Annotated in this window: 27 protein-coding genes and 1 tRNA gene; 17 read left to right on the top strand and 11 right to left on the bottom strand. The window is 57.3% G+C overall.

Features of this window, described 5'->3' with window-relative positions:
* Positions 1 to 20 precede the first annotated feature (20 nt).
* A complete protein-coding gene (locus ABWV79_RS12040; protein WP_170356553.1) occupies positions 21 to 206 on the bottom strand; it encodes a hypothetical protein in 186 nt (61 codons plus the stop codon).
* 110 nt (positions 207 to 316) lie between these two features.
* On the opposite strand from ABWV79_RS12040, the gene ABWV79_RS12035 reads away from it, so the two are divergent.
* The 3 genes from ABWV79_RS12035 (at position 317) to tviB (ending at position 3,229) form a co-directional block, all read left to right on the top strand.
* A complete protein-coding gene (locus tag ABWV79_RS12035; RefSeq protein ID WP_170356554.1) occupies positions 317 to 841 on the top strand; it encodes a CBS domain-containing protein in 525 nt (174 codons plus the stop codon).
* A gap of 85 nt (positions 842 to 926) precedes the next feature.
* Complete coding sequence (locus ABWV79_RS12030; RefSeq protein ID WP_353392184.1) at positions 927 to 1,940, top strand: GDP-mannose 4,6-dehydratase; 1,014 nt, start codon at positions 927 to 929, stop codon at positions 1,938 to 1,940.
* 5 nt (positions 1,941 to 1,945) lie between these two features.
* Positions 1,946 to 3,229 (top strand): Vi polysaccharide biosynthesis UDP-N-acetylglucosamine C-6 dehydrogenase TviB, encoded by a 1,284-nt coding sequence (gene tviB, locus ABWV79_RS12025; RefSeq protein WP_353392183.1) that lies wholly within the window; start codon positions 1,946 to 1,948, stop codon positions 3,227 to 3,229.
* A gap of 36 nt (positions 3,230 to 3,265) precedes the next feature.
* Here the strand turns inward: tviB and nqrF are convergent, their stop codons facing one another.
* Genes nqrF through ABWV79_RS11995 form a run of 6 tightly spaced genes read right to left on the bottom strand, consistent with a single transcriptional unit; the run spans position 3,266 to position 9,126 of the window.
* The gene (gene nqrF, locus ABWV79_RS12020; RefSeq protein ID WP_170356557.1) at positions 3,266 to 4,489 is read right to left on the bottom strand and encodes an NADH:ubiquinone reductase (Na(+)-transporting) subunit F; all 1,224 of its coding nucleotides are present in this window, start codon (positions 4,487 to 4,489) and stop codon (positions 3,266 to 3,268) included.
* Between the two features lie 10 nt (positions 4,490 to 4,499).
* Positions 4,500 to 5,108 carry an NADH:ubiquinone reductase (Na(+)-transporting) subunit E gene (gene nqrE / locus ABWV79_RS12015; RefSeq protein ID WP_039526851.1) on the bottom strand — a complete coding sequence of 203 codons (609 nt, stop codon included), beginning with the start codon at positions 5,106 to 5,108 and terminating at the stop codon, positions 4,500 to 4,502.
* Positions 5,108 to 5,761, bottom strand: coding sequence for an NADH:ubiquinone reductase (Na(+)-transporting) subunit D (locus tag ABWV79_RS12010; protein WP_117873115.1), 654 nt, complete (start codon positions 5,759 to 5,761; stop codon positions 5,108 to 5,110). Before ABWV79_RS12010 ends, nqrE begins: the two co-directional genes overlap by 1 nt.
* Positions 5,761 to 6,576: a Na(+)-translocating NADH-quinone reductase subunit C gene (locus tag ABWV79_RS12005; RefSeq protein ID WP_353392181.1), complete on the bottom strand. Its 816-nt coding sequence runs from the start codon at positions 6,574 to 6,576 to the stop codon at positions 5,761 to 5,763. Before ABWV79_RS12005 ends, ABWV79_RS12010 begins: the two co-directional genes overlap by 1 nt.
* A complete protein-coding gene (locus tag ABWV79_RS12000) occupies positions 6,569 to 7,777 on the bottom strand; it encodes an NADH:ubiquinone reductase (Na(+)-transporting) subunit B (protein ID WP_353392180.1) in 1,209 nt (402 codons plus the stop codon). Before ABWV79_RS12000 ends, ABWV79_RS12005 begins: the two co-directional genes overlap by 8 nt.
* A 5-nt stretch (positions 7,778 to 7,782) precedes the next feature.
* Positions 7,783 to 9,126: a Na(+)-translocating NADH-quinone reductase subunit A gene (locus tag ABWV79_RS11995; RefSeq protein ID WP_353392388.1), complete on the bottom strand. Its 1,344-nt coding sequence runs from the start codon at positions 9,124 to 9,126 to the stop codon at positions 7,783 to 7,785.
* A gap of 278 nt (positions 9,127 to 9,404) precedes the next feature.
* On the opposite strand from ABWV79_RS11995, the gene ABWV79_RS11990 reads away from it, so the two are divergent.
* From ABWV79_RS11990 to ABWV79_RS11950, 9 genes are all read left to right on the top strand, one after another.
* On the top strand, positions 9,405 to 10,520 hold the full coding sequence (locus tag ABWV79_RS11990) for a THUMP domain-containing class I SAM-dependent RNA methyltransferase (protein ID WP_353392179.1): 1,116 nt from the start codon (positions 9,405 to 9,407) through the stop codon (positions 10,518 to 10,520).
* Positions 10,521 to 10,612: 92 nt separating this feature from the next.
* A tRNA-Pro gene (locus tag ABWV79_RS11985) sits at positions 10,613 to 10,689 on the top strand.
* The gene (locus ABWV79_RS11980; RefSeq protein ID WP_353392178.1) at positions 10,662 to 10,919 is read left to right on the top strand and encodes a hypothetical protein; all 258 of its coding nucleotides are present in this window, start codon (positions 10,662 to 10,664) and stop codon (positions 10,917 to 10,919) included. The genes ABWV79_RS11985 and ABWV79_RS11980 overlap by 28 nt, the downstream gene beginning before the upstream one ends.
* On the top strand, positions 10,912 to 11,688 hold the full coding sequence (locus ABWV79_RS11975; protein WP_353392177.1) for a helix-turn-helix domain-containing protein: 777 nt from the start codon (positions 10,912 to 10,914) through the stop codon (positions 11,686 to 11,688). The genes ABWV79_RS11980 and ABWV79_RS11975 overlap by 8 nt, the downstream gene beginning before the upstream one ends.
* On the top strand, positions 11,678 to 12,136 hold the full coding sequence (locus tag ABWV79_RS11970) for a plasmid mobilization protein (protein ID WP_353392176.1): 459 nt from the start codon (positions 11,678 to 11,680) through the stop codon (positions 12,134 to 12,136). The genes ABWV79_RS11975 and ABWV79_RS11970 overlap by 11 nt, the downstream gene beginning before the upstream one ends.
* A complete protein-coding gene (locus ABWV79_RS11965; protein WP_353392174.1) occupies positions 12,130 to 13,692 on the top strand; it encodes a relaxase family protein in 1,563 nt (520 codons plus the stop codon). The genes ABWV79_RS11970 and ABWV79_RS11965 overlap by 7 nt, the downstream gene beginning before the upstream one ends.
* Positions 13,676 to 14,005 carry a hypothetical protein gene (locus ABWV79_RS11960; RefSeq protein ID WP_353392172.1) on the top strand — a complete coding sequence of 110 codons (330 nt, stop codon included), beginning with the start codon at positions 13,676 to 13,678 and terminating at the stop codon, positions 14,003 to 14,005. Before ABWV79_RS11965 ends, ABWV79_RS11960 begins: the two co-directional genes overlap by 17 nt.
* 157 nt (positions 14,006 to 14,162) lie before the next feature.
* Positions 14,163 to 14,624: a mobile mystery protein A gene (locus ABWV79_RS11955; RefSeq protein ID WP_170815858.1), complete on the top strand. Its 462-nt coding sequence runs from the start codon at positions 14,163 to 14,165 to the stop codon at positions 14,622 to 14,624.
* Positions 14,621 to 15,244 carry a mobile mystery protein B gene (locus ABWV79_RS11950; RefSeq protein WP_353392171.1) on the top strand — a complete coding sequence of 208 codons (624 nt, stop codon included), beginning with the start codon at positions 14,621 to 14,623 and terminating at the stop codon, positions 15,242 to 15,244. Before ABWV79_RS11955 ends, ABWV79_RS11950 begins: the two co-directional genes overlap by 4 nt.
* 340 nt (positions 15,245 to 15,584) lie before the next feature.
* Here the strand turns inward: ABWV79_RS11950 and ABWV79_RS11945 are convergent, their stop codons facing one another.
* From ABWV79_RS11945 to ABWV79_RS11930, 4 genes are all read right to left on the bottom strand, one after another.
* Positions 15,585 to 16,538 (bottom strand): BMP family protein, encoded by a 954-nt coding sequence (locus tag ABWV79_RS11945; protein WP_353392170.1) that lies wholly within the window; start codon positions 16,536 to 16,538, stop codon positions 15,585 to 15,587.
* A gap of 89 nt (positions 16,539 to 16,627) precedes the next feature.
* Positions 16,628 to 17,560: an ABC transporter permease gene (locus ABWV79_RS11940; RefSeq protein ID WP_353392168.1), complete on the bottom strand. Its 933-nt coding sequence runs from the start codon at positions 17,558 to 17,560 to the stop codon at positions 16,628 to 16,630.
* A 3-nt stretch (positions 17,561 to 17,563) separates the two neighbouring features.
* Entirely contained in the window at positions 17,564 to 18,649 is a 1,086-nt protein-coding gene (locus ABWV79_RS11935) for an ABC transporter permease (RefSeq protein WP_353392167.1), read from the bottom strand.
* On the bottom strand, positions 18,646 to 20,175 hold the full coding sequence (locus ABWV79_RS11930; protein WP_353392165.1) for an ABC transporter ATP-binding protein: 1,530 nt from the start codon (positions 20,173 to 20,175) through the stop codon (positions 18,646 to 18,648). The genes ABWV79_RS11935 and ABWV79_RS11930 overlap by 4 nt, the downstream gene beginning before the upstream one ends.
* 163 nt (positions 20,176 to 20,338) lie before the next feature.
* On the opposite strand from ABWV79_RS11930, the gene gcvA reads away from it, so the two are divergent.
* The 5 genes from gcvA to ABWV79_RS11905 all read left to right on the top strand — a co-directional run bounded on the left by gcvA (position 20,339) and on the right by ABWV79_RS11905 (position 25,718).
* Positions 20,339 to 21,265: a transcriptional regulator GcvA gene (gene gcvA / locus ABWV79_RS11925; RefSeq protein WP_353392164.1), complete on the top strand. Its 927-nt coding sequence runs from the start codon at positions 20,339 to 20,341 to the stop codon at positions 21,263 to 21,265.
* 97 nt (positions 21,266 to 21,362) lie between these two features.
* The gene (locus ABWV79_RS11920) at positions 21,363 to 22,046 is read left to right on the top strand and encodes a DUF1989 domain-containing protein (RefSeq protein WP_353392161.1); all 684 of its coding nucleotides are present in this window, start codon (positions 21,363 to 21,365) and stop codon (positions 22,044 to 22,046) included.
* Positions 22,036 to 23,547, top strand: coding sequence for an amidohydrolase family protein (locus tag ABWV79_RS11915; protein ID WP_353392159.1), 1,512 nt, complete (start codon positions 22,036 to 22,038; stop codon positions 23,545 to 23,547). The genes ABWV79_RS11920 and ABWV79_RS11915 overlap by 11 nt, the downstream gene beginning before the upstream one ends.
* Before the next feature lie 15 nt (positions 23,548 to 23,562).
* Positions 23,563 to 24,450 carry a polysaccharide deacetylase family protein gene (locus ABWV79_RS11910; RefSeq protein WP_353392157.1) on the top strand — a complete coding sequence of 296 codons (888 nt, stop codon included), beginning with the start codon at positions 23,563 to 23,565 and terminating at the stop codon, positions 24,448 to 24,450.
* Complete coding sequence (locus ABWV79_RS11905) at positions 24,447 to 25,718, top strand: amidase family protein (RefSeq protein WP_353392155.1); 1,272 nt, start codon at positions 24,447 to 24,449, stop codon at positions 25,716 to 25,718. The genes ABWV79_RS11910 and ABWV79_RS11905 overlap by 4 nt, the downstream gene beginning before the upstream one ends.
* The last annotated feature ends 75 nt before the right edge of the window (positions 25,719 to 25,793 follow it).

Raw genomic sequence — 25,793 nt, 5'->3', positions numbered from 1 at the left:
TGATCAGAGTCAAACCGACGTCAGAGTTTCAGCGGCATGAAGCCTAAAACCAAAAGGCCAATGCCAGCAGGCAAACCGAACAGCCAGGCTTTCTTCTGCCAACCCGGCGCTTGCTGTTTCCATGTCATGCGAAAGTTGTGCCCGCAGACCACCACTGCGAAAAAGATCAATGCCGCGACGGGCGGTGTCAAATAGAAGTCGGACAAAAGATCAGATATCCTTGGTTTTTGGCAGTTTTCTCCGGATAGGGCAATTGCACCCTATACAGGTCGCTCGGCTGCGCTAAGGTGAATAGCAAAAGAAAAGGAGATTGCCCATGGCCCCAAGCTCTTACCAGCCACCGACCCGCGGCGATAAAGCCGATACCAGCACTCGCAGCCAGTCGGTCGACTCGAACCTGTCACACTCGCAGACGACCGTGGCGAAACTTCTTGAGGGCAAGGGCGACGCGGTCTTCTCGGTGCGTCCAAACGATACGATTCACTCGGTGGTGAACACGCTGAAGGAAAAGAAAATCGGGGCGGTTCTGGTTACAGACCAAAACGGCGCACTGCAAGGCATTCTGTCGGAACGCGATATCGTGCGCCGCATGGCCGACACCCCCGGTCAGACGCTTCCTCAATCGGTCGAGGACCTGATGACGCGTGAGGTCAAAACCTGCGCACCTGATGACCCGCTGAACCAAGTTCTTAAAACCATGACCGAGGGGCGGTTTCGCCACATGCCCGTTCTTTCTGACGGTGCCTTGCGCGGTGTGATCACCATCGGCGACGTTGTGCATTTTCGTCTGAAAGAGCTAGAATACGAAGCCCTTCGCATGAAACAGATGATTGTTGGCTGATCGAATGCAGCGAAAATCCCCTTGACCTCGGCCCCGTGACAGTATCCCTGATGCAGCATCAAACGGCTATGAAACAGAGGGTTGCATGAAACGGGTTCTTGTCACCGGAACGGCCGGGTTCATCGGGTTCCATCTGGCCAAGCTCTTGCTGGCCGAAGGCTTTCGTGTGCACGGCTATGACGGGATGACCGACTATTACGACGTCACCCTCAAGCAGCGCCGCCACCAGATGCTTCTGCAAAATCCGGGCTTTTCTGCAACCGAGGACCTGCTGGAAAATCACGACCGCCTGAAACAGATCGCCGATGACTTCAAGCCCGAGGTCATCGTCCACCTCGCCGCGCAAGCCGGGGTTCGGTATAGCTTGGAAGACCCGCGCAGCTATATCAATTCGAACGTCGTGGGCACGTTCAATGTCATGGAGGTGGCCCGCGAACACAAAGTTGCGCATCTGCTGATGGCCTCGACCTCATCCGTTTACGGTGCCAATGAAGAGATGCCCTTTACCGAGGTCGAAAAAGCCGACACCCCCCTGACCATCTACGCTGCTACGAAGAAAGCGAATGAGGCGATGGGACATTCCTACGCTCATCTGTGGAACCTGCCGACGACGATGTTCCGCTTTTTCACTGTCTACGGCAGTTGGGGCCGCCCCGATCTGGCGCTCTATAAGTTTGTGGACGCCATTCTGGATGACCGCCCTATCGACATCTATAACCACGGCGACATGTACCGCGACTTCACCTATGTCGAGGATCTGGTGCGGGGTATCCGCCTGCTGATCGACGTACCGCCCGTGCGCCCGGACAGTGCGGACCAGATTGCCGAGGGCGATAGCCTGTCTCCGGCAGCGCCTTGGCGGGTGGTGAATATCGGCAATGGCGACAAGGTGCGGCTGATGGACTTCATCGAGGCCATTGAGGATGCCTTGGGCAAAAAGGCTATCCGAAACTACATGCCTATGCAGATGGGTGATGTGCCTGCGACATGGGCCGATAATGATCTGCTGCAATCCCTGACAGGGTATCGCCCGCAAACTGATTTCAAAGAGGGCATTGCCCGGTTCGTCGCGTGGTTCCGCGACTATCAAGGTAAATGACGGCGATGTTTGAAGCAGACCCCAACGCGCGCAAGATCGCGGTGATCGGACTGGGCTATGTCGGCCTGCCGCTGGCCGTGGCCTTCGGCAAAATAGGCCCTGTGATCGGCTTTGACATCAACACAGCCCGGATAACCGCCCTGCGCGCCGGTCAGGACGCAACCCATGAGGTCGAGCCCGAGGATCTGCGCGCCGCAACCGGCCTGTCTTTCACCACCGATCCGGCAGATATCGCCGGATGCGACACCTATATAGTAACCGTCCCCACCCCGATCACAGCGGGCAAGCAGCCTGACTTAACACCGCTGCTCAGCGCGTCTGAAACCGTTGGACGCGTGCTGAAACCCGGTGATATGGTTATTTACGAATCCACCGTCTACCCCGGCGCGACCGAGGAAGACTGTGTGCCAGTGTTGGAACGCGCCTCGGGCCTGGTGTTCAACCGCGATTTCTTTGCAGGCTACAGCCCTGAGCGGATCAACCCCGGCGACAAGACGCATCGGATCGCGGATATCTGCAAGGTTACGTCCGGCTCGACCCCCGAGGTGGCCGACCTTGTTGATGCGCTCTATGCGCGGATCATCTCGGCGGGCACCCACAAGGCCGAGAGCATTCGCGTCGCCGAGGCCGCAAAGGTGATCGAGAACACTCAACGCGACCTGAATATCGCATTGGTGAACGAGCTGGCGATGATCTTTGGCCGGATGGATATCGACACCGATGCAGTTCTGCGCGCCGCGGGGACCAAGTGGAACTTTTTACCCTTCCGCCCCGGTCTGGTGGGCGGGCATTGCATCGGCGTAGACCCGTATTACCTGACCCACAAGGCTGAGGCCGTGGGCCACCACCCGCAGATTATTCTGGCCGGGCGGAGGTTAAATGACAGTATGGGAGGCTATGTGGTCTCGCAACTGGTCAAGCGGATGATGCGCGAGGGGATCAATGTGGCCGCCGCCCGCGTTCTGGTAATGGGGCTGACCTTCAAGGAAAACTGTCCCGACCTGCGCAACACGCGTGTGGTGGATATGATTGACGAGTTGCAAGACTACGGCGTCGCCGTCGATGTCCACGACCCCCATGCGGATGCAGATGCCGCGCAGAAGGAATATGGGATTTCATTGACTTCGCAGCCTGAAACCGGCGCCTATGACGGCATCGTTCTGGCGGTTGCGCATCAGGAATTTCTGGCGCTCGCCCCTGCCGAGATACGCGCTTTTGGCAAGGATCAAAGCGTGTTGTTCGACGTCAAATCCTGTCTGCCGCCAGAGGCCAGCGACCTGCGGCTGTAAAAAAACCGGCGCTGTCCTGCGCCGGTTTTTCCTGTCTTATCCGCCGAAATCGTCCAGCATGATGTCTTCGCGGTCCACGCCCAGATCCAGCAGCATGTTGATGACCGACTGGTTCATGATCGGCGGTCCACACATGTAGAACTCGCAATCCTCGGGCGCAGGGTGGTTCTTGAGGTATTCCTCGAACAGAACGTTGTGGATGAAGCCGGTATAGCCTTTCCAATCGTCCTCGGGCTGCGCGTCCGACAAGGCGACATGCCATTCGAAATTGTCGAACTCTTCGGCCAGTTGGTCGAAATCCTCGACAAAGAACATCTCTTTCTTCGACCGTGCCCCGTACCAGAAGCTGATCTTGCGATCGCGGTTCTGCAACCGCTTGAGCTGATCGAAGATATGGCTGCGCATGGGGGCCATGCCTGCGCCACCGCCGATGAATACCATCTCTTTTTGGGTGTCGCGGGCGAAGAATTCACCAAACGGACCCGAGATGGTGACCTTGTCACCTGGTTTCAGGTTGAAGATATACGACGACATCTGACCCGCTGGGATACCTTCCGACCCCGGAGGCGGCGAGGCCACGCGGACGTTCAGCATGATCATGCCCTTTTCGTCCGGGTAGTTGGCCATCGAATAGGCACGCTCGATCGGTTCGGCCACGACGGATTCATATTGCCACAGATTGAACTTATCCCAATCCTCGCGATATTCCTCCTCCACGTCGAAATCGGTGTATTTCAACTGGTGCGCGGGTGCTTCGATCTGGATGTAACCGCCAGCCCGGAAGTTAACGTCCTCGCCTTCCGGCAGGTCCAGGGTCAGGGCCTTGATGAAGGTCGCCACGTTTTCATTCGAGCGAACGGTGCATTCCCATTTCTTGACGCCAAAGACCTCTTCAGGAACTTCGATATCCATGTCCTGCTTGACCGCCACCTGACAGGACAGGCGGTCGCCGCACGAAGCCTCACGCTTGGTGATATGGCTTTCCTCGGTTGGCAGGATCGAGCCACCGCCCGAATGCACCCGCACCCTACATTGCGCGCAGGTGCCACCGCCGCCACAGGCAGAGGGGACGAACAGCTTCTCGGCCGCCAGGGTTTGCAGCAGCTTGCCACCTGCCGGGACCGAGATGGTTTTCTCACCGTTGATGGTGATGTTCACGTTCCCGGTCGACACCAGCTTGGACCGCGCAGCCATGATGATGGCCACCAGCCCCAACACGATCAGGGTGAAAAGAACGACGCCTAAGCTAAAAGTTTCCATGCGTCCCTCCTTACAGTTTCACGCCCGAGAAGGACATGAAGGCCATCGCCATCAGACCCGCGGTGATGAAGGTGATCCCAAGCCCTTGCAAGCCGTCGGGAATGTCCGAGTATTTCAGCTTTTCGCGCACACCCGCCATCGCAGTGATCGCCAGCGCCCAGCCAAAGCCCGAAGACAGACCATAAGTCGTCGCCTCGGCAAAGTTATAGTCGCGTTCCACCATAAACAGCGAGCCACCAAGGATGGCGCAGTTCACCGTGATCAGCGGTAGGAATATCCCCAGCGCGTTGTAAAGCGGCGGGAAATACTTATCCAAAACCATCTCAAGGATCTGAACCATGGCTGCAATCACGCCAATATATGAGATCAGGCCAAGGAAGGTCAGGTCCACATCCGGGAAACCGGCCCAGGCCAGCGCGCCCGGTTTCAGCAGGTAGTTCAGCAGCAGGTTGTTGGCAGGCACGGTGATGGCCTGCACAACCATGACCGAGATGCCCAGACCCAGCGCGGTCGAAATCTTCTTGGACACGGCGATGAAGGTACACATCCCGAGAAAGAAGCTGAGCGCAAGGTTTTCGACAAAGATGGCCTTTACGGCCAGTGAAATCAGACCTTCCATCAGTGGGCCTCTACCTGCTGAATTTTGTATTCACGCTCTTCCACCTGGTTCGGCTTCCATGTGCGGAAGGCCCAGATGATCAGACCGATGATGAAGAACGCTGACGGAGGTAGCAGCAGCATGCCGTTGGGCACGTACCAGCCACCGTTGTTGACGGTCTCCAGAATGGTGATGCCAAACAGCGATCCGGCCCCGAACAGCTCGCGGATGAAGCCCACCAGCAGCAGGATCAGGCCGTAGCCCATACCGTTGCCCATGCCGTCGATGAACGACGCGACGGGCGGGTTCTTCATCGCAAACGCCTCAGCCCGGCCCATCACGATACAGTTGGTGATGATCAGGCCGACAAAAACCGACAGGGTTTTCGAGATCTCAAACGCATAGGCCTTAAGGATCTGGTCCACCAGGATCACCAGCGAGGCGATGATCACCATCTGCACGATAATCCGGATCGAGCCGGGAATCTGGTTGCGCAGGCACGAGATAAAGAAGGACGAGAACGAGGTCACGAAGATCACCGCCAGCGCCATCACCATCGAGACTTGCAGCGACGAGGTCACCGCCAGCGCCGAACAGATGCCCAGCACCTGAAGAGTGATCGGGTTATTGTCGACAAGCGGGTCGACCAGCATCTCTTTCTTGGTCTGAGACATCAGATTTCTCCTGCTTGCAGTTTGGCGAGGAACGGAGCGTAGCCCGCATCCCCCATCCAGAATTTCACCAGGTTATCGACACCGACCGAAGTCAGCGTGGCACCGGCCAGCGCGTCGACATAAAAGTCCGGGCCAGCGGCGGGCTGCGATTTGGCCACGGTGATCTGAAGCTCACCCGCGTCATCGCGCAGCTTTTTACCGTTCCACAGTGCCTTCCAGCGGGGGTTGTCCACCTCGGCCCCAAGGCCCGGCGTCTCACCATGCTGATAGAATTGCAGACCGAAGATATCGTTGCCGTTGTTCTCCAGCGCGATAAAGCCATAGAGCGTGGACCACAGGCCATAGCCATGCAGCGGTAGGATCACCTTGTCTAACTCGCCCGCATCATCGCGCAACAGGTAGATGACGCGGTACTTAGACTGACGCCCGATACCCGCCGGGTCATTGTCCAGCGCAACGCTGAGGTCGGGATCGCTGGCCGCAGCGATGTCATCAAACGTGGCTGCATCGAACTGATCATCTACGAATGCGCCGGTCGACAGCTCCAGCACATGCGGCTCGAACGCGGCGAATGCCTCGGAGACATCGACACCCGGCTCATAGACACCGGCGACTTGCAGAACGTTGACTTGCTTGTCCTTCAGCGCGTTGGCTTCTTGCACAGGGCGCAGGCTGACCGCTGCGGCGGATACGACCATCGAGGCCACAAGGCAGACAGCGACCGCGACGATGATCGTCTTGCCGACAGAATCCGGCGAGGCGGCCAGAAACTTGGCAATCGCGCCTTTTGGTTCTTGGGACTGCGTATCAGACATGGCGACGCGCCCTCCGTTTGATGTTGGCCTGCACGACGAAATAATCGATCAGCGGCGCAAAGACGTTTCCAAAGAGGATAGCCAGCATCATGCCTTCGGGGAAAGCGGGGTTAATGACGCGGATCATCACAACCATGACACCAATCAGCGCACCGTAGATATAGCGGCCCATGTTGGTGTGGCTGGCCGAAACCGGCTCGGTCACCATGAAAGCCAGACCAAAGGCGTAGCCGCCCAGAACGATGTGCCAGTACCAAGGCATCGCAAACATCGGGTTGGTGTCTGACCCGATCAGGTTCAGCAAGAGCGAGAAGCCGATGGTTCCCGCCAAACAGCCGAGGATCAGGCGGTAGTTGGCGATTTTTGTTGTCAGCAGGAAGGCCAGGCCGATCATACAGGCCAAGGTCGATGTTTCACCGAAACTGCCTTGAATGGTACCGAAGAACGCATTGGCCCACGTGATACCGTCGGCCGCCAGTGCCTGAACGCCCTCGGCTGCGGTGATCCCCAACGCGGTCGCGCCCGAGAGCCCATCCACCGGAGTCCAGACCGAATCCCCCGACATTTGCGCAGGATAAGCGAAATACAAGAACGCCCGCCCGACCAGTGCGGGGTTGAGAAAGTTCTTACCGGTGCCGCCAAACACCTCTTTGCCGATGACAACGCCGAAGATTATGCCCAAAGCGACCTGCCACAGCGGTGTCGATGCAGGCAAGATCAGCGTGTAGAGCATAGATGTGACAAGGAAGCCCTCGTTCACCTCATGCCCGCGCACGGTGGCAAAGATCACCTCGAAAATACCACCCGCGATCAGCGTCGTAATGTAGATCGGCAGGAAATAAAGCAACCCGTGCAGCACATTGGCAAACAGGCTGGACGGATCCAGCGAGATGCCGAACATCTGCAACAAAGCAATCCGCCAGCCCGTAGCCGCATCCGGACCAAGCGTAGCAATAGCTGAATTCGCCTGATAACCCGTATTCCACATCCCCCACAGGATACAGGGGATCGTAGCGATCACGACATAGGTCATGATCCGCTTCATATCCACGTAGGACCGTGCGTGTGGGGCTACGGTGGTGACGGTTTTCGGAGTGTAGATGAAGCTTTCGACCATCTCGTAGATGGGGAAATACTTCTCGTACTTGCCGCCCTTGGTAAAGTTCGGCTCAATCCGATCGAAGAAGCTGCGCAAACCCATGTGGATCAGCCCTCCTTTTCAATCTTGGTCAGGCAGTCGCGCAGCGCCAGCCCGTATTCATATTTCGCCGGACAGGCAAAGCCCACAAGGCCCAAATCCTCTTCGTCCAACTCCAGCGCACCCAGCGCCTGTGCCGTGTCCGTGTCCATGACAAGCAATGCGCGCAGCAGCTGCGTGGGCAGATAATCCTGCGGCATCAGCTCTTCGAACACGCCCGTCGGCACCATCGCACGACGGCCGCCATTCAGGTTTGAAGTGAACGCATACAGCTTTTTCGCAAAGGCCGAGCCCAATACCGGCTGTACGGCGAATTTCGACGGCATTGGAAGAATCCAACCCATCGTGTGTTGATCGTGATCTTCACGGATGATCGAAATCTGCCGCGCAAAGCGCCCCAGATAGGCGGTTGGACCTTCGGCCTGCGCGCCCGACAGGATCGAGCCCGAGATAATCCGGGGCGTCCCGTCCACATCAACCTCATCTCGGGTCAGATCGTCGGTCGACGCGCCCATGACCGTGCGGATCAAGCGCGGCTGTCGCGCGCTCGGACCGGTTAGAGCGATCACGATATTGGGGTCCAGATGGCCGGTCTGCATCAGGCGACCAATGGCGATGACGTCCTGATACCCGATGGTCCAGACCTGCTTGTCCCCCGCCAGCGGCTCGAGGAAATGGATATGCGTCCCCGCCAGCCCCGACGGGTGCGGACCTGCAAATGCTGCGGCTTCAACTCCCGGCACGTCGGTGCCCGGTACCGAGTCACCCTCTTTGTGGCACAGATAGGTCTTACCTTCGGTCAGGTTCGCGATCGCCGCCAGACCCGCAGCGAACGCATCCCCTGCATCAGCGATAATCACTGCTGCATCACCCGCCAGAGGCTCACTGTCCATCGCAGTCACGAAAATCGCCGCGGGTGCGCTTCCGGGTTCAGGCATCTTGGAGTAAGGCCGGGTGCGGAACGCCGTCCACAAACCCGCTGCGCATAGTTTCTCGGTGATCCCTGCCGCGCTGTTGCCATTGCCCACGCCCGAGAAATCAATGCCCGTGTCATTGGGGTCCGAGACCTCGATCACCACGCTCTGCAGCACGCGTCGCGCGCCCCGGTTAATGGCTGCGACCTTTCCGGTCATAGGCGCGACCATCATCGCATCGGGCGCGTCTTTGTGACTAAACAGCGGCGTGCCGCGCTGGACGTCGTCACCCTCTTGCACCAGCATCTTGGGTTTCAGGCCAATATAGTCGCCGCCCAGAACCCCGACGGTCGAAAACTCGGGCCCCGGATGAATCGTCTGATCCGGCGCACCCTGCACCGGCAGCTCGAACCCTTTTTTCAGTTTGAAAGTTTGCATGTCGCTACGGTCTTCCAAGCCTCTTTCCCGTTCTGCCGTGTCTTTTTGCCGGGTGTCCGCCAAAAATCACTGCAGAGATAAACGCCAGCATCCGGCAATACATAAGCTAAGACTGCCTATGATGCGTGACTATGTCATAATCACGGTCCCTTTACGCGGGGAAACGATCAAACGCAAACCCGTTACCGCCCAAAGTGACCCGAGAATGTCACTTTCGTTTGAGAGAGCCTAATAAAATGCATATCGCACCCTGTGCGTGACCGTTGTAAGCACGCTTTATGGAACACACAAATGATCTTGAGATTTTTCTGGTTGCAACACCCGGCCTAGAAGCACCCCTGTATGCTGAGGCTGTTGAAAATCGGTTTCAAAACGCCAAAATCGTCCCCGGCGGTGTGAGCTGCCTTGGGTCATGGTCCGAAGTCTGGCGCGCCAATCTGTGTTTGCGCGGCGCGAATAAGGTTCTGGTTCGTCTGGGCAGTTTTCCGGCTGTGCATCTGGCGCAACTGGACAAGCGTGCGCGAAAATTTCCGTGGTCCGAATTTCTGCGGCCCGATGTTGCCGTCAAAGTCGAGGCGACCAGCCGGAAGTCCCGGATTTACCACGCAGGTGCTGCTCGGCAGAGGATCGAACGCGCGCTTGCGGAAACCTTGGGCGTCGAGATCTCGGCGGAAGCTGGTTTGCGTGTGCTGTTGCGTATTGAAAAGGACATCTGCACTTTGTCTGTAGACACCTCCGGTGATCCTTTACACAAACGCGGCCATAAACCTGCCGTTGCCAAGGCGCCAATGCGGGAAACGATGGCCGCAATGTTCTTGCGTGAATGTGGATTTGATGGGTCCGAGCCTGTTTTGGATCCGATGTGTGGTTCCGGGACGTTCGTCATCGAAGCAGCTGAGATCGCTTTGGGCCTTCACCCGGGCCGCTCGCGAAAGTTCGCTTTCGAAGACTTAAAAAACTTCGATCAAGATAGCTGGAACGAGATGCGAAACGCCACCTCCGTCAAAGAGACCCAAGTGGTGTTCCGAGGCTCGGACCGCAACAGCGGCGCGGTTCAAGCGGCCAGCACCAACGCGGACCGTGCCGGGGTGTCGACCGTTACGGATTTCCAAGCTCGGGCTGTGGGCGATATCAAACCAGGTCACGAAACAGGTGGATTGGTGATCGTTAATCCGCCCTATGGCGCTCGAATCGGGGACGAGAAACGTCTCAAGTCGCTCTATGGTTCATTTGGCAAGGTTATGATGTCTAGATTCAGGGGGTGGCGTGCAGGGATCATCACCAGCTCTCCGTCCCTCGCACGCGCGACCCGCCTGCCCTTGCTGCCTGCAGGCCCTGTTGTCGATCATGGCGGTACCAAAATCCGTTTATATAGAACAGAGACGTTGCGCTGAGAACCTTGGCTCGGGGACTGGTACTATATGATCCGTGTGTTCGAATACCTCTTGCACATCCAAAAGCCGAGGTATAGATCACGCGCCACGGTCGGAGTGTAGCTCAGCCTGGTAGAGCACTGTCTTCGGGAGGCAGGGGTCGTGAGTTCGAATCTCGCCACTCCGACCAATAATTCCAGATACTTAGTCCGTTTTGTCATGACCCTTGTTAAGGGTCTGTCCGGATTTGATCCGGATTATGCGGCTTTTGATGCGGGTTTCGGTGAGTCCAGCCACCTCAGAAACCGAAAGGCCGCTGACCGGGCTGGCACCCGTGTCAACGGCCAAATCGAAAAGTTTGCACTGAATGGATTCCAAATCGCGGACGTGATCGCAATCGCTGGAGGGGCCGATGTCTGAGGTTCTCCCTTTCTGCAAGATCAAGCTGCAATACCTTCTGGAAATGGTCACCGACCACGAGCTGGACGACAACGCCTTGCGCGTGGCGCTCTACTTAGCGCTTGCCCATGCCGATCATGAAACCGGCGAGAGCCGTCCGTCATTTGAGACCATTGGCACGGCTATCGGCAAACACGCCAAGTCGGTCAAGCGAGCGCTGAACAAGGTCGAGGCGGCGAGTTACATGACCGTCGAACGCGGGACCAATAAGGGCAATTCCTCTCGCTACCGTCCGACCGAAGCGGCCATGAAACGAGCCACCGAACGCCGCCGGGAGGGGGACAAGGTTGTCCCGCTAAGCCGTGCCAAAGGGGGACAATCCTGTCCGCAAAGCGGGACAGAACTGTCCGGCAAAGGGGGACAGGATCGCCCCCCGAACAGAGAACAAGAACTTAGAATAGAACGAGGGCGCGCGTCCGCGCCGGATTTGCCCGATGAAGGGCAATCCGGCGGAACACGCTCAAAACGAGCCCCGGATGGCCAGCACCTGGTCTTCGTCCCGAGGGGCATCTGCTTTGTCCGGGACTGGAACGAGAGGCTGGCCAGGGAAGGTATGACCACGCTGGAACGCAGCCTTCCCCTGTCACCGCATGAACATCATCTGGGCTTCTGGCTTCCAGCGAGAACACCGGCCCCGTTGGGCAGCGCTGAGTGGCAGTACCAGCTCCAATTGCTCAGAGATTTGATCCGCGAGACGTCAGAAAACGCGGAGCACTGCCATGCGGTCTGAGCAAACAGCAAGGCGACCCGTGTCATACGCTGGCGCGGATGACACGGGACCTTGCGAGAGGCGGCAAGCCTCCCCTTCGAACCCCACCGGCGAGGGAAAAGCCCGCGCAAAAGAGCCGCTGACGGAGACCTTCGTCTTCCGTTGCACGGCGACCGAGAAGGCCGATCTGCGCTCCAAGGCCGAGGCTGCTGGCCTGCCCGCCGCGACGCTCCTGCGCGAGGCGCTTGGCCTTACCGAGGCGCGCCGCCGCAAGCCCGTGCCGCGCGTCGATCCGGCCCTGGTGCTGGCGGTCGGGCGCGTCGGTGGCAACCTCAACCAGATCGCGAGATGGCTGAACCGCGCCATGCTGGTGGGTCGCACCGACCTCGACAGCCTGACCGTCGCGCGCCGCCTGCTGGTGATCGAACGGCAGCTCGACCAGCTTCTTGAAAAGGCGCGGCGGTGTTGAACAAGTTCTTCCCCAACGGCAAGGGCGCGGGCGCGGGACCGGTCGGCTACCTCGTGGCCGAGCGCGTGCTGGCCTATGACGGCAATCGCGACCTGATCCGCGATGCCGATGACCACCCCCTGACCGTGGTGCGCGATCCCTTGCCCGAGGTGCTGCGCGGCGACCCAAGCCGCACCGAGGCGCTGATCGACGCCAGCCCCCACCAGTGGACTTACCGTGCGGGCGTGATCAGCTTTGCAGCCGAGGACGCCCCCAGCGAGGCGCAGCAGGCCGAGGTCATGGACGCCTTCGAGCAGCTGGCCTTCGCTGGGTTGGACGGTGAGCAATATGACATGCTCTGGGTCCGCCACAGCCACGAGGACCGCGTTGAGCTGCATTTCTGCATCCCGCGCCTGGAGCTGACCACCGGGCGTAGCCTGAACATCGCTCCGCCAGGCTACCAAGACGCCTATGACAGCCTGCGCGACCTGATGAACCAACGCCACGGCTGGGCCGATCCGATGGAACTGGAGCGCGCCCAAGAGGTGCGTGACACCATCGAAGCTCCGAACCGCGCCCAAGGCCGCGACGAACTGCATGCGTGGATCCTCGATCAGATTTCCATGGGTCTGATCGAGGATCGTGCAAGCATGATCGAGGCGCTCACCGACGCGGGCTTCGACCTACCTCGTGCGGGCAAATCCTACCTGACCGCCCAAGACCCCGAGTCCGGCGAACGTTGGCGCCTGAAAGGAGAGATTTTTCATGAAGACTGGCAAGCCGACCCGGCTGAGCGAGAAACTGAACGCGGAGCTGGACACGATACGCCAGGACTACGCCGCCTCGATGGCATCCCAGCTGGAGAGCTTCAGAACCGATTTGACAGCCATTGTGAGCGACGCGCGGCGTACCATCGAGAGCGATACGCGCCACTTCCTGAACGAGAGCAGGAGCTTGTTCGAGACACGGACCGAGCAGATCAGGCGCTGGCTGACGATCTCTCCTTTGGTGATCTCAGGGCTGATCGTGACGGGGATCGCCTCGATGATGGCCGCAAGCTGGTTTTGGATGGTTCTGCTGACACGTTCGGAGCTGACGGAACTGGGCCTGACGCGGATCGACTAGGGGGAACAGACCTGGCTGACGCTGGACCCCGACCAGACCGAGCTGAAGACCTGCACGCTGGCCGGGGCACCGGTCATTTGCATCAAGATCGAGGAGAGATGAATGACAACGCCCCTGACAGCCTTGGAACGCGACTTGCTCGCCTGCGTCGAGCGGTTGGTGACGGCCTGCGAAACCTCAGCGCAGGAATTGAGCGGGTTAGAGGCGCGCTCGACGAAGAGGCTGCAAGCCCAGTTGGATGGTATCGCGGCCTGCGCGACGTTGCTCATACGCTCGCAGATCGCGTCAATGCAGGCGTTGCGTGGATTGCTGAGCGAAGAGGCCACCTACAACGCGCTGGACGCGCAGTTGAGCGAGAGCTTGACCTTAGCGAAAGCCGCCGAAGAGAGGCTGAAACAGAGCTGAAGGAATTGCAGATCGAACGAGGCCGCAACCATGGCCTGGAACTTTAGCGAGGAAGGGAATCCAATGAGTTTTGCACACGACCACTTCACCATGAGCTACCATCAGGCCTGCGGCTATGGCATCGACTATCGCGGTTTTGAAAAGGTGGCCTGCCTTCCAGAAGGGGTTTCGCTTGTTGCCGTAGCGGGTGTCTGGGGCGACTACCAGAACATCCGCTGCTTGTTTGTGGACGTCGCTGGAAATGGCTACATGCGAAATATCCGTTGGTGGGGCGATAAAGGTTATCCGATCAAGGAGTTGGATATTGATGCGAAGGAAATTGCCGTTGGACAGCAATTTTTCCTCGTGGAAACTGCGTGATTGCTGCTCAACCTTCCCAGCACATCAACGAGTTTGAGCGGCTCCGGTTTTGAATGTGCTCCTTCAGGATTGCCATACTATGGTATTGCATATTTATAATTTGTGCCATACTATGGTATTACGATAAAGTCCAATATGCAAAACCATAGGTTGGCAGATGTCCGTCACACGCGCAAAACGAAGGCAAGCCGAAGACAAGATCAATCAGGCTAGACAGATGGCTCAGGCCTTCGCCAAGCCACTTGGGGGCTGGATCGCGACCTTCCAGGAAGCCATCGGCATGAGCGCACCGGCGCTAGCGGAGCGGCTCGGCGTGTCCAGGAACAGTGTCTACAGCTCTATTCAGAAGGAAAAAGCTGGAACAATCTCCCTTAACCAGCTGGACAAGATGGCTGAGGCGATGGGCGGCAAACTGGTCTACGCGATCATTCCGCGCAAAGGAGCGGTCGAGGAGATCGTCATGGCTCAGGCTCGCAAGAAGGCCAAACGCATCATACAACGCACCCGCGCGCACATGGCTTTGGAGGAGCAGATCGAAGGCCTGCGTAGCCAGGAAGAGATGATCGAAGAGCTTGCGAGAGAAATCGCACGTGAGATGCCGAGGGATTTCTGGAAGTGACCTTGGAACTGCACGAACCCACCGGCGCAACACCACTGACACCGGACGAGTTGCTTGGCCTCAAGGCCAAGCACATCACCTCGCGCGGAGAGTTGAACGAGCTGGAGGGAGAGAACATCATCGAGGGGCTGACCTGGTTAGATCGGCGACGCAAGTCCTACGACATCCTTACCGACGATGCTGCCCGTGAGGTTCACAAGCGATTGTTCGGCCAGGTCTGGGATTGGGCTGGCATCTACCGTCTGACCGAGAAGAACATCGGCGTGCAAGTCTGGCACATTTCGACCGAGATACGCACCTGCCTCGACGATGCCCGATACTGGCGCGAGAACGGCACCTACGAGCCGCTCGAAGCCATTGCACGTTTCCACCACAAGCTGGTCTGGGTACATCCCTTTGCAAACGGCAACGGACGCTGGGCAAGGATCATGGCGGATGCCTACCTAGCCACGATTGATCAGGACATATTCCTCGACTGGTCAGGCAGTGGGACACTGACTGCGGACAGTGACCACCGCACACGTTACATCGCGGCACTTCGGGCTGCTGATGGGTTTGATTTTGAGCCATTGATTGAGTTTGTGGGGTCGCTTAAGGCTGGGGGCGATATAGTACGCTAGCGCCGGAACGGCCATTCATGGTGTGCGCAGAGAAGGTCAGTTGCGAGCCCAGTTCTACCGATGCTGCAATGCGCAGGAATGTCTGGTCACAGATTTTGCAAGGACGGTGTTGATTGAGCGTTTTGCATGGTTGGATCTTGGGCAGTCCTGGAGTTGTTTGTTTTCGAACATTGCAGAACTAAAAACCATCAATAGAAAGCACAGCGACTCCGACGAAATCGGGGGAAACACAGTCCCACGCGGTACAAGCGAAAGGCTTCAATCATTGATTTCTCTGACAAAAAAAATGCCCCCAGACTTGGAGGCGAGAGTGAAAGGAGGAGCGACTATTAGGGATGCATTATTGTGGATTTACAACCAAAGTGCCTGACTTCATGGCGTCGATCAGCTTGTTGACTTCATCCACAACGTCTACCGGGATATCTGGGTGGAACGACCCGATCCGCATGGCCAGTTCATTGCCCATATCCGCCCGGTAGAGTGCACCTTCCAGTTTTCCAGCAGCTGCCAGTTCCAGGTAGGACCGCATGTTGCCTCGGACATCCAAAATAGCGGACTGCAGGATTTCCGGCCATTCGTTGATCGCATCACGATAGATGCCGATGCCATAGACACCTTTTTCCTGAACGGCCTGCATAGAGCCCAGCGTCGCGCTGTCCATTGTCGGCCAGACGACATCGGCGCCTTGGGAAATTTGGTTCAAGGCAGCTTCTTTGCCCTTGGCGATGTCATCCCAGTCGCCGGTCCAGGTTACCAGAACTCTGACGTCTGGATTGGCCGCTTTGGCCCCTGCTTCATAGCCAGCAACGGTGTCGGTCGTGAATTTGAACTGTTGCGCTGCGATTATGCCAATGGTGCCTGTGTCTGACATGGAGCCCGCGACGTAGCCCATCAGATAAGCGATTTGGCTGAAATAGAAATCCGCGTTGGCAATGTTGTCTTTGGTGCCCAGCCCGTTGTTCACCATGAACATGGTTTCCGGGAAGCGTGCTGCGACACGTTCCACTGCGTCCTGGAATTCTCCGCCGTGACCGATCACAAGGTCATACCCCCGGCGTGCGTAGTCACTCAGAACTTCGATTTGTTCCGGCTGATGCACACTTTCGGAAAATGCGGCTTCAAAGCCGAGCGCTTCACCTGCCTTAGTAAGACCTTCGAATCCGGCTTGGTTCCAGCCATTATCAGAAATCGATCCGGGCATAACGATCGCAGCGCGTTCGATCCCCTCAGCGGCCGCAGGCCCGGCCAACATCAGTGCCGCAAGCCCCGCCAATAGTTTGGACTTCAATTGCATTGTTGTTCTCCCATATTGGATATGTGTTGTCAGGGTGACGGGAGGATCGCGACGTGAAAAACGATGGTTTCTCACGTCACGGCTGAGATTTATCGATGCTCTCGGTCGTAGGGCAGTCCGACGCTTGCAGGTGCGCTGGCCTTGGCGCCGAGGACCACGAGTGCGATGAGCGATGCGAGGTAAGGCAAGATCAGGAAGAGCTGATAGGGAATTTCTGGCGAGGTGAATTGCAGTTTGAATTGCACCGCATCACAGAAGCCGAAGAAAAGCGCCGCGCAGATCGCGCCGATGGGCGACCAACGTCCTAAGATGATAGCTGCAAGCGCAATGAAGCCTTTGCCCGCGCTCATGCCTTCCGCAAACACATAGACTTGCGATAAGACCAGATGCACCCCTGCCAGTGCCGCGAGGGCACCACTGACTACGATTACGAGATATTGCATGCGAAAGACAGGAACCCCGGCCAAGTCCGCGGCCTTCGGGTTTTCGCCAACGGCGCGAAGATCCAGACCCTTGTGGGATTTCATCAGCCAGAACCAGGCGGCTATTGCCAATCCGATCAATAGGTAGAACAGCGGATCCTGGGAAAACAGGGACGGGCCAACGACGGGAAGATCTGACAAGAAGGGAATATCGATCTGCGAGAATCCGTTTACCCGCGCCCCTCCGGCCTGAGCACCAAATATCTGACGGGACAGAAAAGCTGTGAGTCCGGCCAGCAGCAGGTTGAGCGCGATACCGCCAACCAGCTGGTTGATGCGCAGCCGGATCGACATGTACCCAAGCAGCAGGCCTGAGATCAGGCCGCAAATTATCCCGCATCCGAGCCCGATCATGGCAGAGCCCGTTGCGAAAGAACCAGCAGCGGCGCCAAGCGCTCCGGCGAGGATCTGACCTTCGAGGCCGATGTTGTACAGCCCGCCACGTTCCGCAATCACCCCGCCAAGGGCAGCAAAAGCAATTGGCGTACCCAATCGGGCGGTTCCGGCAAGCACGTCGCCCAGCAAAACAAGATCAATCATAGCCTATGCCTCTTTCTTTTGGCGTTGTGTTTGGCGGCGCGGCCGCAGGTTTTTTGCCAGGGGTTTCAGAATGGATGTTAACCTGGTTCGCGGTGTCACGAGGGCGGCGGCGACCAGAACCACAACGAGCCCCTCGACCACTTCGATGACGGAACTGTCGACCCCGACGGCGCGTTGCATCGTTCCTGCACCAGCAGAAAGCCCAGCAAGGAACAGCGCGGTCAAAGGCGCGACGATTGGGTTAAGAGCCGCAAGGAAGGCGACGACAATTCCGTCATAGCCGTAGCCATCGCTAAACAGGTGGAACAGGCGGTACTTCAACCCGATCACCTCGATTGCACCGGCCGTGCCTGCAAGGCTGCCGCCAATCAACATGGCGCGAATGATGGTCTTTTTCTGGTCCACGCCGGCATAGGCCGCAGCGCGCGCATTGCGCCCCACTAGGTCTAGGTGGAAGCCCGATGGCGTGAAGCGCAGCCAGAAATACAAGATAACCGTCATTGCCAGCCCAAATACAATGCCCACATGGGTATCAGATCGCGGCATCAGAATAGGCAGACGATAGGCTTCTGAGACTTCTTCGGAATAAGGATATGGCGCACCTTCTGCCAATAGCGGCCCAGCCACGGCGTAGCTGACGATGTAGATCGCAATGAAATTCATCAGCAGTGTAACAATGACCTCATTCGTGCCCCGATAGGCTTTGAGATACGCAGGAATTGCCGCCCAGAACGCCCCACCTGCGGCGGCGGCGATAAATATCAGCGGCACGCCCAATAGACCGGGCAGATCGGGGATCGCCAAAGCAAAGACGGCGCCGAACAACCCACCAATATAGATCTGCCCCTCGCCACCGATGTTGAACACACCGGCACGCATCGGAATGATCACGGCCAGCCCCGCTAGAAGCATCGGCGAGGCTTTTACCAAAGTATTGGAGAAACCCCAGTAATTCAGGAAGGATTCCAGAAACAGAACCTTATAGGCCTCAAACGGGTTGTGCCCGTCGAGCAGGATCAGCACGCCGCCAACGCTCAGCGCTATAAGTAAAGCAATCGCAATCCGGCGTTGCATGGTAAATCTGTTCATTGTACCTCCTCCGGCGCTGCGGTCATCAAGAGCCCGATGTCTTGAAGAGTTGTGTTTTCTGGATCGACAACACCCGTGATCCGGCCAAAGGCCATCACGGCGACGCGGTCAGAGATGTCGAGCACATGTTCAAGTTCAGTGGAGATATAGAGAACCCCCACGCCGCTTTGGGCGACGGCACGGATCTGGTTCTGAACAAAGTCCGTTGCGCCGACATCAAGCCCTTTTGTCGGCTGTACGACGACCAAGAGATTGCGCGCCCGGGCCACTTCACGAGCCAGAACGATCTTTTGTTGATTGCCACCGGATAGAGTCGAGGCGTTCAATTTTGGGTCAGGGGGCCTAATGTCAAAGGCCGCGACCACGTCGCTTGCGATCTCGTGCATCGCGCGCCGGGAAATCAGACCTCCAGACATGAACCTGTCATCACCAATGGATCGAAAAGCAAGATTTTCTTCGACACTGAGCGACAGGACCAAACCCTCGGCATGGCGGTCCTCGGGCACGAAGCCTATGCCATCTGCAATGCGCGAAGCGATGGAGGCGCTTGATATCTCGGTGCCATTAAGATGGATGGCGCCGCTGGTTTGCCTTTTGAGGCCGGTGATCACCTCGCTCAACTCCGTCTGGCCGTTGCCGTCGATCCCGGCGATTCCAAGGATTTCGCCAGCCTTCACGGTGAGGTTCAGATCCTGCAGGATTTCCGCGCCGCCTGGATCGATCAGGCAGACATCAGAGACAACCAGAGCGTCCGGTGTTGAGCTGGTGTCGTTGCGCGCCTTTTTGGCCTTGGGCATCCTGACCGTTTCGCTGGTCGGTTTTTCTCCCATCATAAGCGCTGACATCTGGGCCGTGGGCGTGGTCGCAACCGGAAGAACACCCTCGACACGCCCATGGCGCATTACCATGACGCGATCGGCAATTTCGCGGATTTCATCGAGCTTGTGGCTGATGAAAAAGACGAGGCAGCCGTTGGCGACCAGCTTGCGCACCCCTTTGAGAAACGGCGCGACTTCGGTCGGGGCAAGAACGCTGGTGGGTTCATCCAGGATCAGGATCGATACATCGCGAAACAGCGCCTTAAGGATCTCCACCCTTTGCTTCATGCCCACAGGCATTTCCGTGACGCGGATGTCGAAATCCACGTTAAAGTCAAAGTCGCTGCAAAGCTGTCGAATGCGCGCCCGCGCTTCGGCACCCCTCTTTGTGCTGGGCAAGCCGATCAGAATGTTCTCTTCGGCGTTCATCGCGCCGACCAGGCTGAAATGCTGGTGGATCATGCCGATCCCATGCTCAATAGCTTTTGCTGGGCTGGTCACCGAAACAGGTTTTCCGCCCACTTTTATTTCACCGCTATCGGGCTGATACAGACCGATCAGAACACTCGCGAACGTGGTTTTCCCCGCTCCGTTCTCGCCCAAAATCGCAATGCACTCGCCCTTCGAGGCCAGCAGATTGACGTTGTGCAATGCACGAACTGCGCCAAACGACTTGCCGATGCCGGTGACTTTCAAAAATGGATCCAAGACAACCTCCCAACTTTCACACAAATTCAAGAGAGAATGCCCTATCTTCTCAAATTAGATGTTTTCACCTCACAGCTGAGAATTTCGCCCACATGAGAACTGGTAATCGGGTTAGAGTAGAGCGACGAACTAGCATCGCACCAGGAGAGCAAAGCCGCGCGTCATGGCGAAGATACCGTCGTTGAAAAGCATTCAGGCCTTCGAAGCGGCCTGCCGACATCTGAGTTTCAAGGATGCCGCCGATGAGTTATGCGTCACTCCGACTGCCATTTCCCATCAGATCAAATCTCTGGAGGATCAACTTGGGGTGCCCCTGTTTCACCGGCTGACCCGCGCCTTGAAACTTACGGAGGATGGGGCCAACTACGCGCCCCACATCATTGAGGCCTTCAAGAACATCGAAGCTGCCTCTCTCGCGCTGGAGGAAGACGACCTGGCGGGCACATTGACAATCTCAACCACCGGGTCTTTTGCCGCCAACTGGCTTAGCCCACGGCTGCGAGGCTTTTACGAGAAATACCCGGAGATTTCGGTAAGGGTTCTGTCAAGCGATCAGCTGGTGGATTTCAAGTCCAGCGATGTGGATGTGGCCATTCGGTATGGCTTTGGCGATTATCCTGACAGCAATGTGGCTTGGGTCTTGAATGACTGGGTAGCCCCTGTCTGCAGCGTTGAAAAGGCGAAGTCACTGAGCTCTCCCGAAGATGTTCTGAAGTCTCGTCTGATCGAATACCAATGGAGCGGGTTTTCCGATGCGGATCCGAGTTGGGAGCGCTGGATGGACGCGGCTGGCTTGCAGACTGGTGATGTCGAGCCCTATGTTACCTATTCCGAGGAACACATCTGCTTGCTAACGGCAAGCGATGGTCATGGTGTGGCCCTGGTCAGCCTTTTGGCCGCCGCGCGTTTTCTGGAACGCAATATGCTGGTCGCCCCCTTTGACACTGCATTGAAGAACAAGAGCTATTTTCTCGTCTGCCCGGAAACTTACGCCAATCGTGCACGCGTTCGTGTGTTCCGGGAATGGCTTTTGGACCAAGCAGATGAGTTTCGCGACAGCGCTGTCGGTCAAAGATTTTTTGAAGATTAGCGCGTCCGCAACGATCTAATCCGTCGCTTGAATTTTTGTCATTTCTAAATTGCCGAGAAGCATGCGTTTCTAAACCCCTAATCAGGAGTTTTTGCGCATGCAAAGTTTTGACCCTTCCCAACCCGATCGTTTCAATCAAACTCTGGACAGCACGGTCTCTGCCGACGGCGTCCCGGTCATTGCAAAACGGTATACAGTGCCAGCACGTTGCGGTGTCGCGGTGCATTTGACAGCCGGGCAGACATTGACCATCACCAATCCGACCGGCTGGCAAGTCTGCGATTTCTGGGCGTTCAATGCGGCAGAGCTGCAAGAATATTTGTCTATGCCGCATGTGCATACGGATCTTCTGTCTGTTTTCCCAAAGGTCGGTGACAGGTTGGTCAGCAATCTGCGCAATCCTCTTCTGACGCTGACCCAAGACACATCACCGGGTGTTCATGACACAACGGTCGCCGCTTGCGATGCCAACCGGTACAAGCAATTAGGCGTCACTGATTACCACGACAATTGCGCCGACAACTTGAGGCAGGCCTTGCTTGCTATCGGGAAAAAAGCACCGCATGTGCCAGCTCCCTTCAATCTGTGGATGAACGTCCCAGTTCATCCTGATGGCAGCCTTGCCTGGGCTGCGCCAGTGTCAAAGGCGGGGGATAACATGACATTCAAAGCTGAGATGCCAGTCTACGCCGTGATGTCGGCCTGCCCGCAAGATATCACTCCAGTCAACGGAGACGAAGGCAAACCCAGCGCGCTGGAATTTGTTGTTCATGACGGATGATGGCGGCGACATATTTTCTGCCCGTTGGATCATCGAAGATGCCTTCCACAGTCACAACGACTTCGCTCTTTATGTTCTAGACGGCAGAATAGGTGGCTTGGCGCCTCAGGCAGTATTAAAGTCACGTTATCCCAGTGCAAGGGTGCACTCAGACACAAACACGGCGATCCTGCCCGGGTTTGTGAATGCGCATCACCATTGCTATGGGGTGAACCTGATCAACCAAGGGATACGGGATGACCTCTTAGAGCCTTGGATTTTCGCCTCCGCTGGAGCAGCTGACGTTGCGCCGCGCCTCGCCACCGAATACGCGGCAATCCGCTTGCTGAAGAATGGGGTAACGGCTGTTGTGGATGCCTGCACCGCGGGTCAGACAGCGGCCATTGCCGAAGCGAAGATAAGGGGCAAAATCGCCGTATATAATGGGCTTGGCCTTTCCTGTGCCATCGCGCCGGGCGAGAGATGGCACAACCAGCTTGTGCATCCATATGGGCAAAGCCAGTCGTTTCTGACCACCTTGCCCGAAGTTCTGCGATGCAAACTGCAACGCCAGCACGTTGCGCGCGCACGTATTGAACCGCAAAACTTTGTACGACTTCTGTCCCGGATGCATGGCGAATACGCGGCTTCTGAATGCGCTGATGTATGGTTTGGCCCCACGGCACCGCATTGGACGGGCCAAGAGACCCTGCGCGACATCGCCAGGGAAGTTCGCGAAAGCGGCCAGCGCATACACACCCATGCCGAGGAGTCTCGGCTGCAACACCTGTCGGCTACAGCCTGGAGTATTCAGGGTGCCATCGCAGAATTGGGCGAAGCTGGCCTGCTCACTGACGGCTTGTCCTTGGCGCATATGGTCTGGGCGAACGAAAAAGATCTGGCGCGAGTGGCCGAGGTACACGCGCATATTGTCTGCAATCCCAGCTCCAATTTGCGGCTGCGGTCCGGCATTGCACCCGCGGCATTGATGAAGCGGATGGGCATTAACCTCGCACTGGGGATGGATGGGACCAGCCTGGCAGGCGATGACGATATGTTCGCCGAAATGCGTCTGGCGCAAAGCCTTTATTGGTCAAGTGATCGGGCGAACCCTAGCCTGACCGCGAAGGATGTTTTCGACATGGCCACTTTAGGTGGCGCGCGTTTGATGGGTATGGATCACAGCATCGGAAGCCTGTCCGTCGGCAAACGCGCCGACTTTGTGATCCTGCGCCTGGACCGTCTTGAAGGTCCCTGGTTAAACCCTGGCATTGATCCGGTTGAGCTGTTGGTCAGCTCGGCAAAATCCACGGATATCCATAGCGTCTTCACCGGCGGACAACTGGCCGTTTCGCACGGCGAAGCCAAAAAGTGCGACGAAAAGACAATTCTTCAAAACATCACCGACTGCATGCAGCGCGCCGCTGATCAAAGGCTGAGCGACAGTGAATATGCCGCCGTCAAATCCGCATTGCAGCGCTGGTATGACGATTGGCTGACGAACAACGCCCCGCAATTGTGACAGAGGAGCAAAACCATGCAGAAGAAAATAATCTGGCCAAACGGCGCGCGATGCGCCTGTGCGATCACCTTTGATATCGATGCGGACAGCCTGATCCATATCGCAAAGCCGGTCGACGGGCATGATCGCCTCTATCCGATCTCCATGGGGCGCTACGGGCCGACGGTTGCCATCCCTCGGATTCTAGAAACTTACAAACGTCTCGGGCTGAAACAGTCCTTCTTCGCCCCAGGATGGGTCGTGGAGCAATATCCAGATGCTATGCAAGCCATCCTGAAAGATGGTCATGAAATCGGTCATCATGGCTATTTGCACGAAGACCCGACAAACCACAGCCCGTCCGAACAAGCCTATTGGTTTGAACGCGCGCTGGAGTCGCATAAGCGGGTTTTGGGCAATGTGCCAAAAGGTTATCGCGCACCGGTTTATAATGTGACGCAAGCCGTCATCGACCTGCTGAACAAGCATGAATTCGACTATGACAGTTCGCTGATGGCGGATGATGTGCCATATCTCATGCGATCCGGCGGGCGGACTTTGGTCGAGCTTCCACCGCATTGGGGGACCGACGACTGGCCGCAATTCGCCCATTTTGAGGAGATTGGCTACATGATGCCCGTCGCCGGGCCACGCGCCGGGCTGACCCCATTTTGGGAGGAATTCGAAGCCCAATACGAAGAAGGTGGCTTCTGGATCGGTATTTGGCATCCCTTCCTGACCGGGCGTTTGGCGCGGTGGCGGCAGGTGGAAGAATGGATGGAAACCATCTTGAACAGGGGTGACGTCTGGTTCGCCACTCTCGGAGAGATTGCGCAGCACGTGCGCGCGCAATATGAGGCAGACCGGCAAAGCGTACGGGTTGAAGAACTGCCTTATTATAAGGCTCCGGTCCTGACGACATGAATATCCTTCAACGGGCGCGCGACTTCCTGGCTTCGCTCGATACGCAGCGCGAGGTATTCCTTAGCGTTGCGCCAGATAGACTGTTGCAGGATGCCCGATCTGCCGCCGCGCGGCAGGCCGCAGGGAGTCTGCTTGGCCCGTTGGACGGCCAGTTTCTTGCGGTGAAGGCCAATATCGACGTGCAAGCGCTCCGAAGCCATGCGGGATCTTTGGCCATCGATCCTCAACCAGCAGACAACGACGCCCCAATCGTGGCCAGGCTCCGTTCTGCGGGCGCGATCATTATGGGCCATGTGAACATGTCGGAGTTCGCCTTCTCCGGGCTCGGAGTTAATCCGCATTTCGGTACCCCTCTGAATGCGTTGGATAGCACAATGGTACCCGGAGGATCCTCGAGCGGGTCGGCGTCAGCCGTTGCCTTAGGCTTGGCCGACATCGCCTTGGGCACAGACACCTCCGGCTCCGTGCGCATTCCGGCCGCCTGTCAGGGCCTTGTGGGGTTTCGCCCAACTATGGGCCGCTATGAAAGCGCCGGGATTTTACCACTGGCGCCTTCTCTGGATATGCCAGGCTCACTCGCTTTTAACGTCAGTCAGATTTGCGCTGTAGATCGCGTTTTGTCGGATTGCAAAGAAACCGGGCACGCCTGCCGTCATATTCTGTGCCTGAGGGAAGACGCCCTGGTGGGATTTACCCCGGAAATTAATGCTATGTACGAACAGGCCCAGCAGCATTTGTCCGAGTATGGCGTCGAATTGGAAAGGGTTGATATCCGAAGTTTTACTCGTGTCACGGAGGTCTTCCAAACCTATGGAACGCTGGTGAGTGCCGAAGCCTTTCGTCTTCTGTCAAATCTGGTCGGAGATCAGCAGGCCAGACTGGACCCAAATGTGCAGGATCGCCTTACTCAGGCGGCTTCAATCCTTGACACAGATCTGCAGGCATTGCTGGAAATCCGGCGGGCACTCATCTCAGACTTTGGCAGGGAACTGGCAGGGAAGATGCTGCTTTACCCGACATTGCCGTCGTACCCGCCGTCTGTTCAAGCCGTGACCCGCGATAAAGGGGTCTTTGCACGGGAAAACGCCCGTATCCTGTCGGTATCGATGAAAGCCGCTTTCCTCAATGCGCCAACAATTTCCATTCCATTTGGAGAACGGAGACCGGGGGTTAGCCTATCCTTGAGCGGCGGCGCAAACAGGGACGCGGATGTACTAGCGACGGCGTCTTATCTGGAGAAGATTTTTTTAGCGATTAGAGATGGCTGAGGTCAGTTCACTCTATTCAGAATTCTCTTCATTTGTACCTACGCGTCTCTGGCTTCACCTTTGAATGGTTCATTG

The organism is Ruegeria sp. HU-ET01832 (assembly GCF_040371315.1).
GTDB classification, from domain to species: domain Bacteria; phylum Pseudomonadota; class Alphaproteobacteria; order Rhodobacterales; family Rhodobacteraceae; genus Ruegeria; species Ruegeria lacuscaerulensis_A.
Note: the sequence above shows the minus strand (reverse complement) of the source record. Positions and strands in the feature narration are given on the sequence as shown.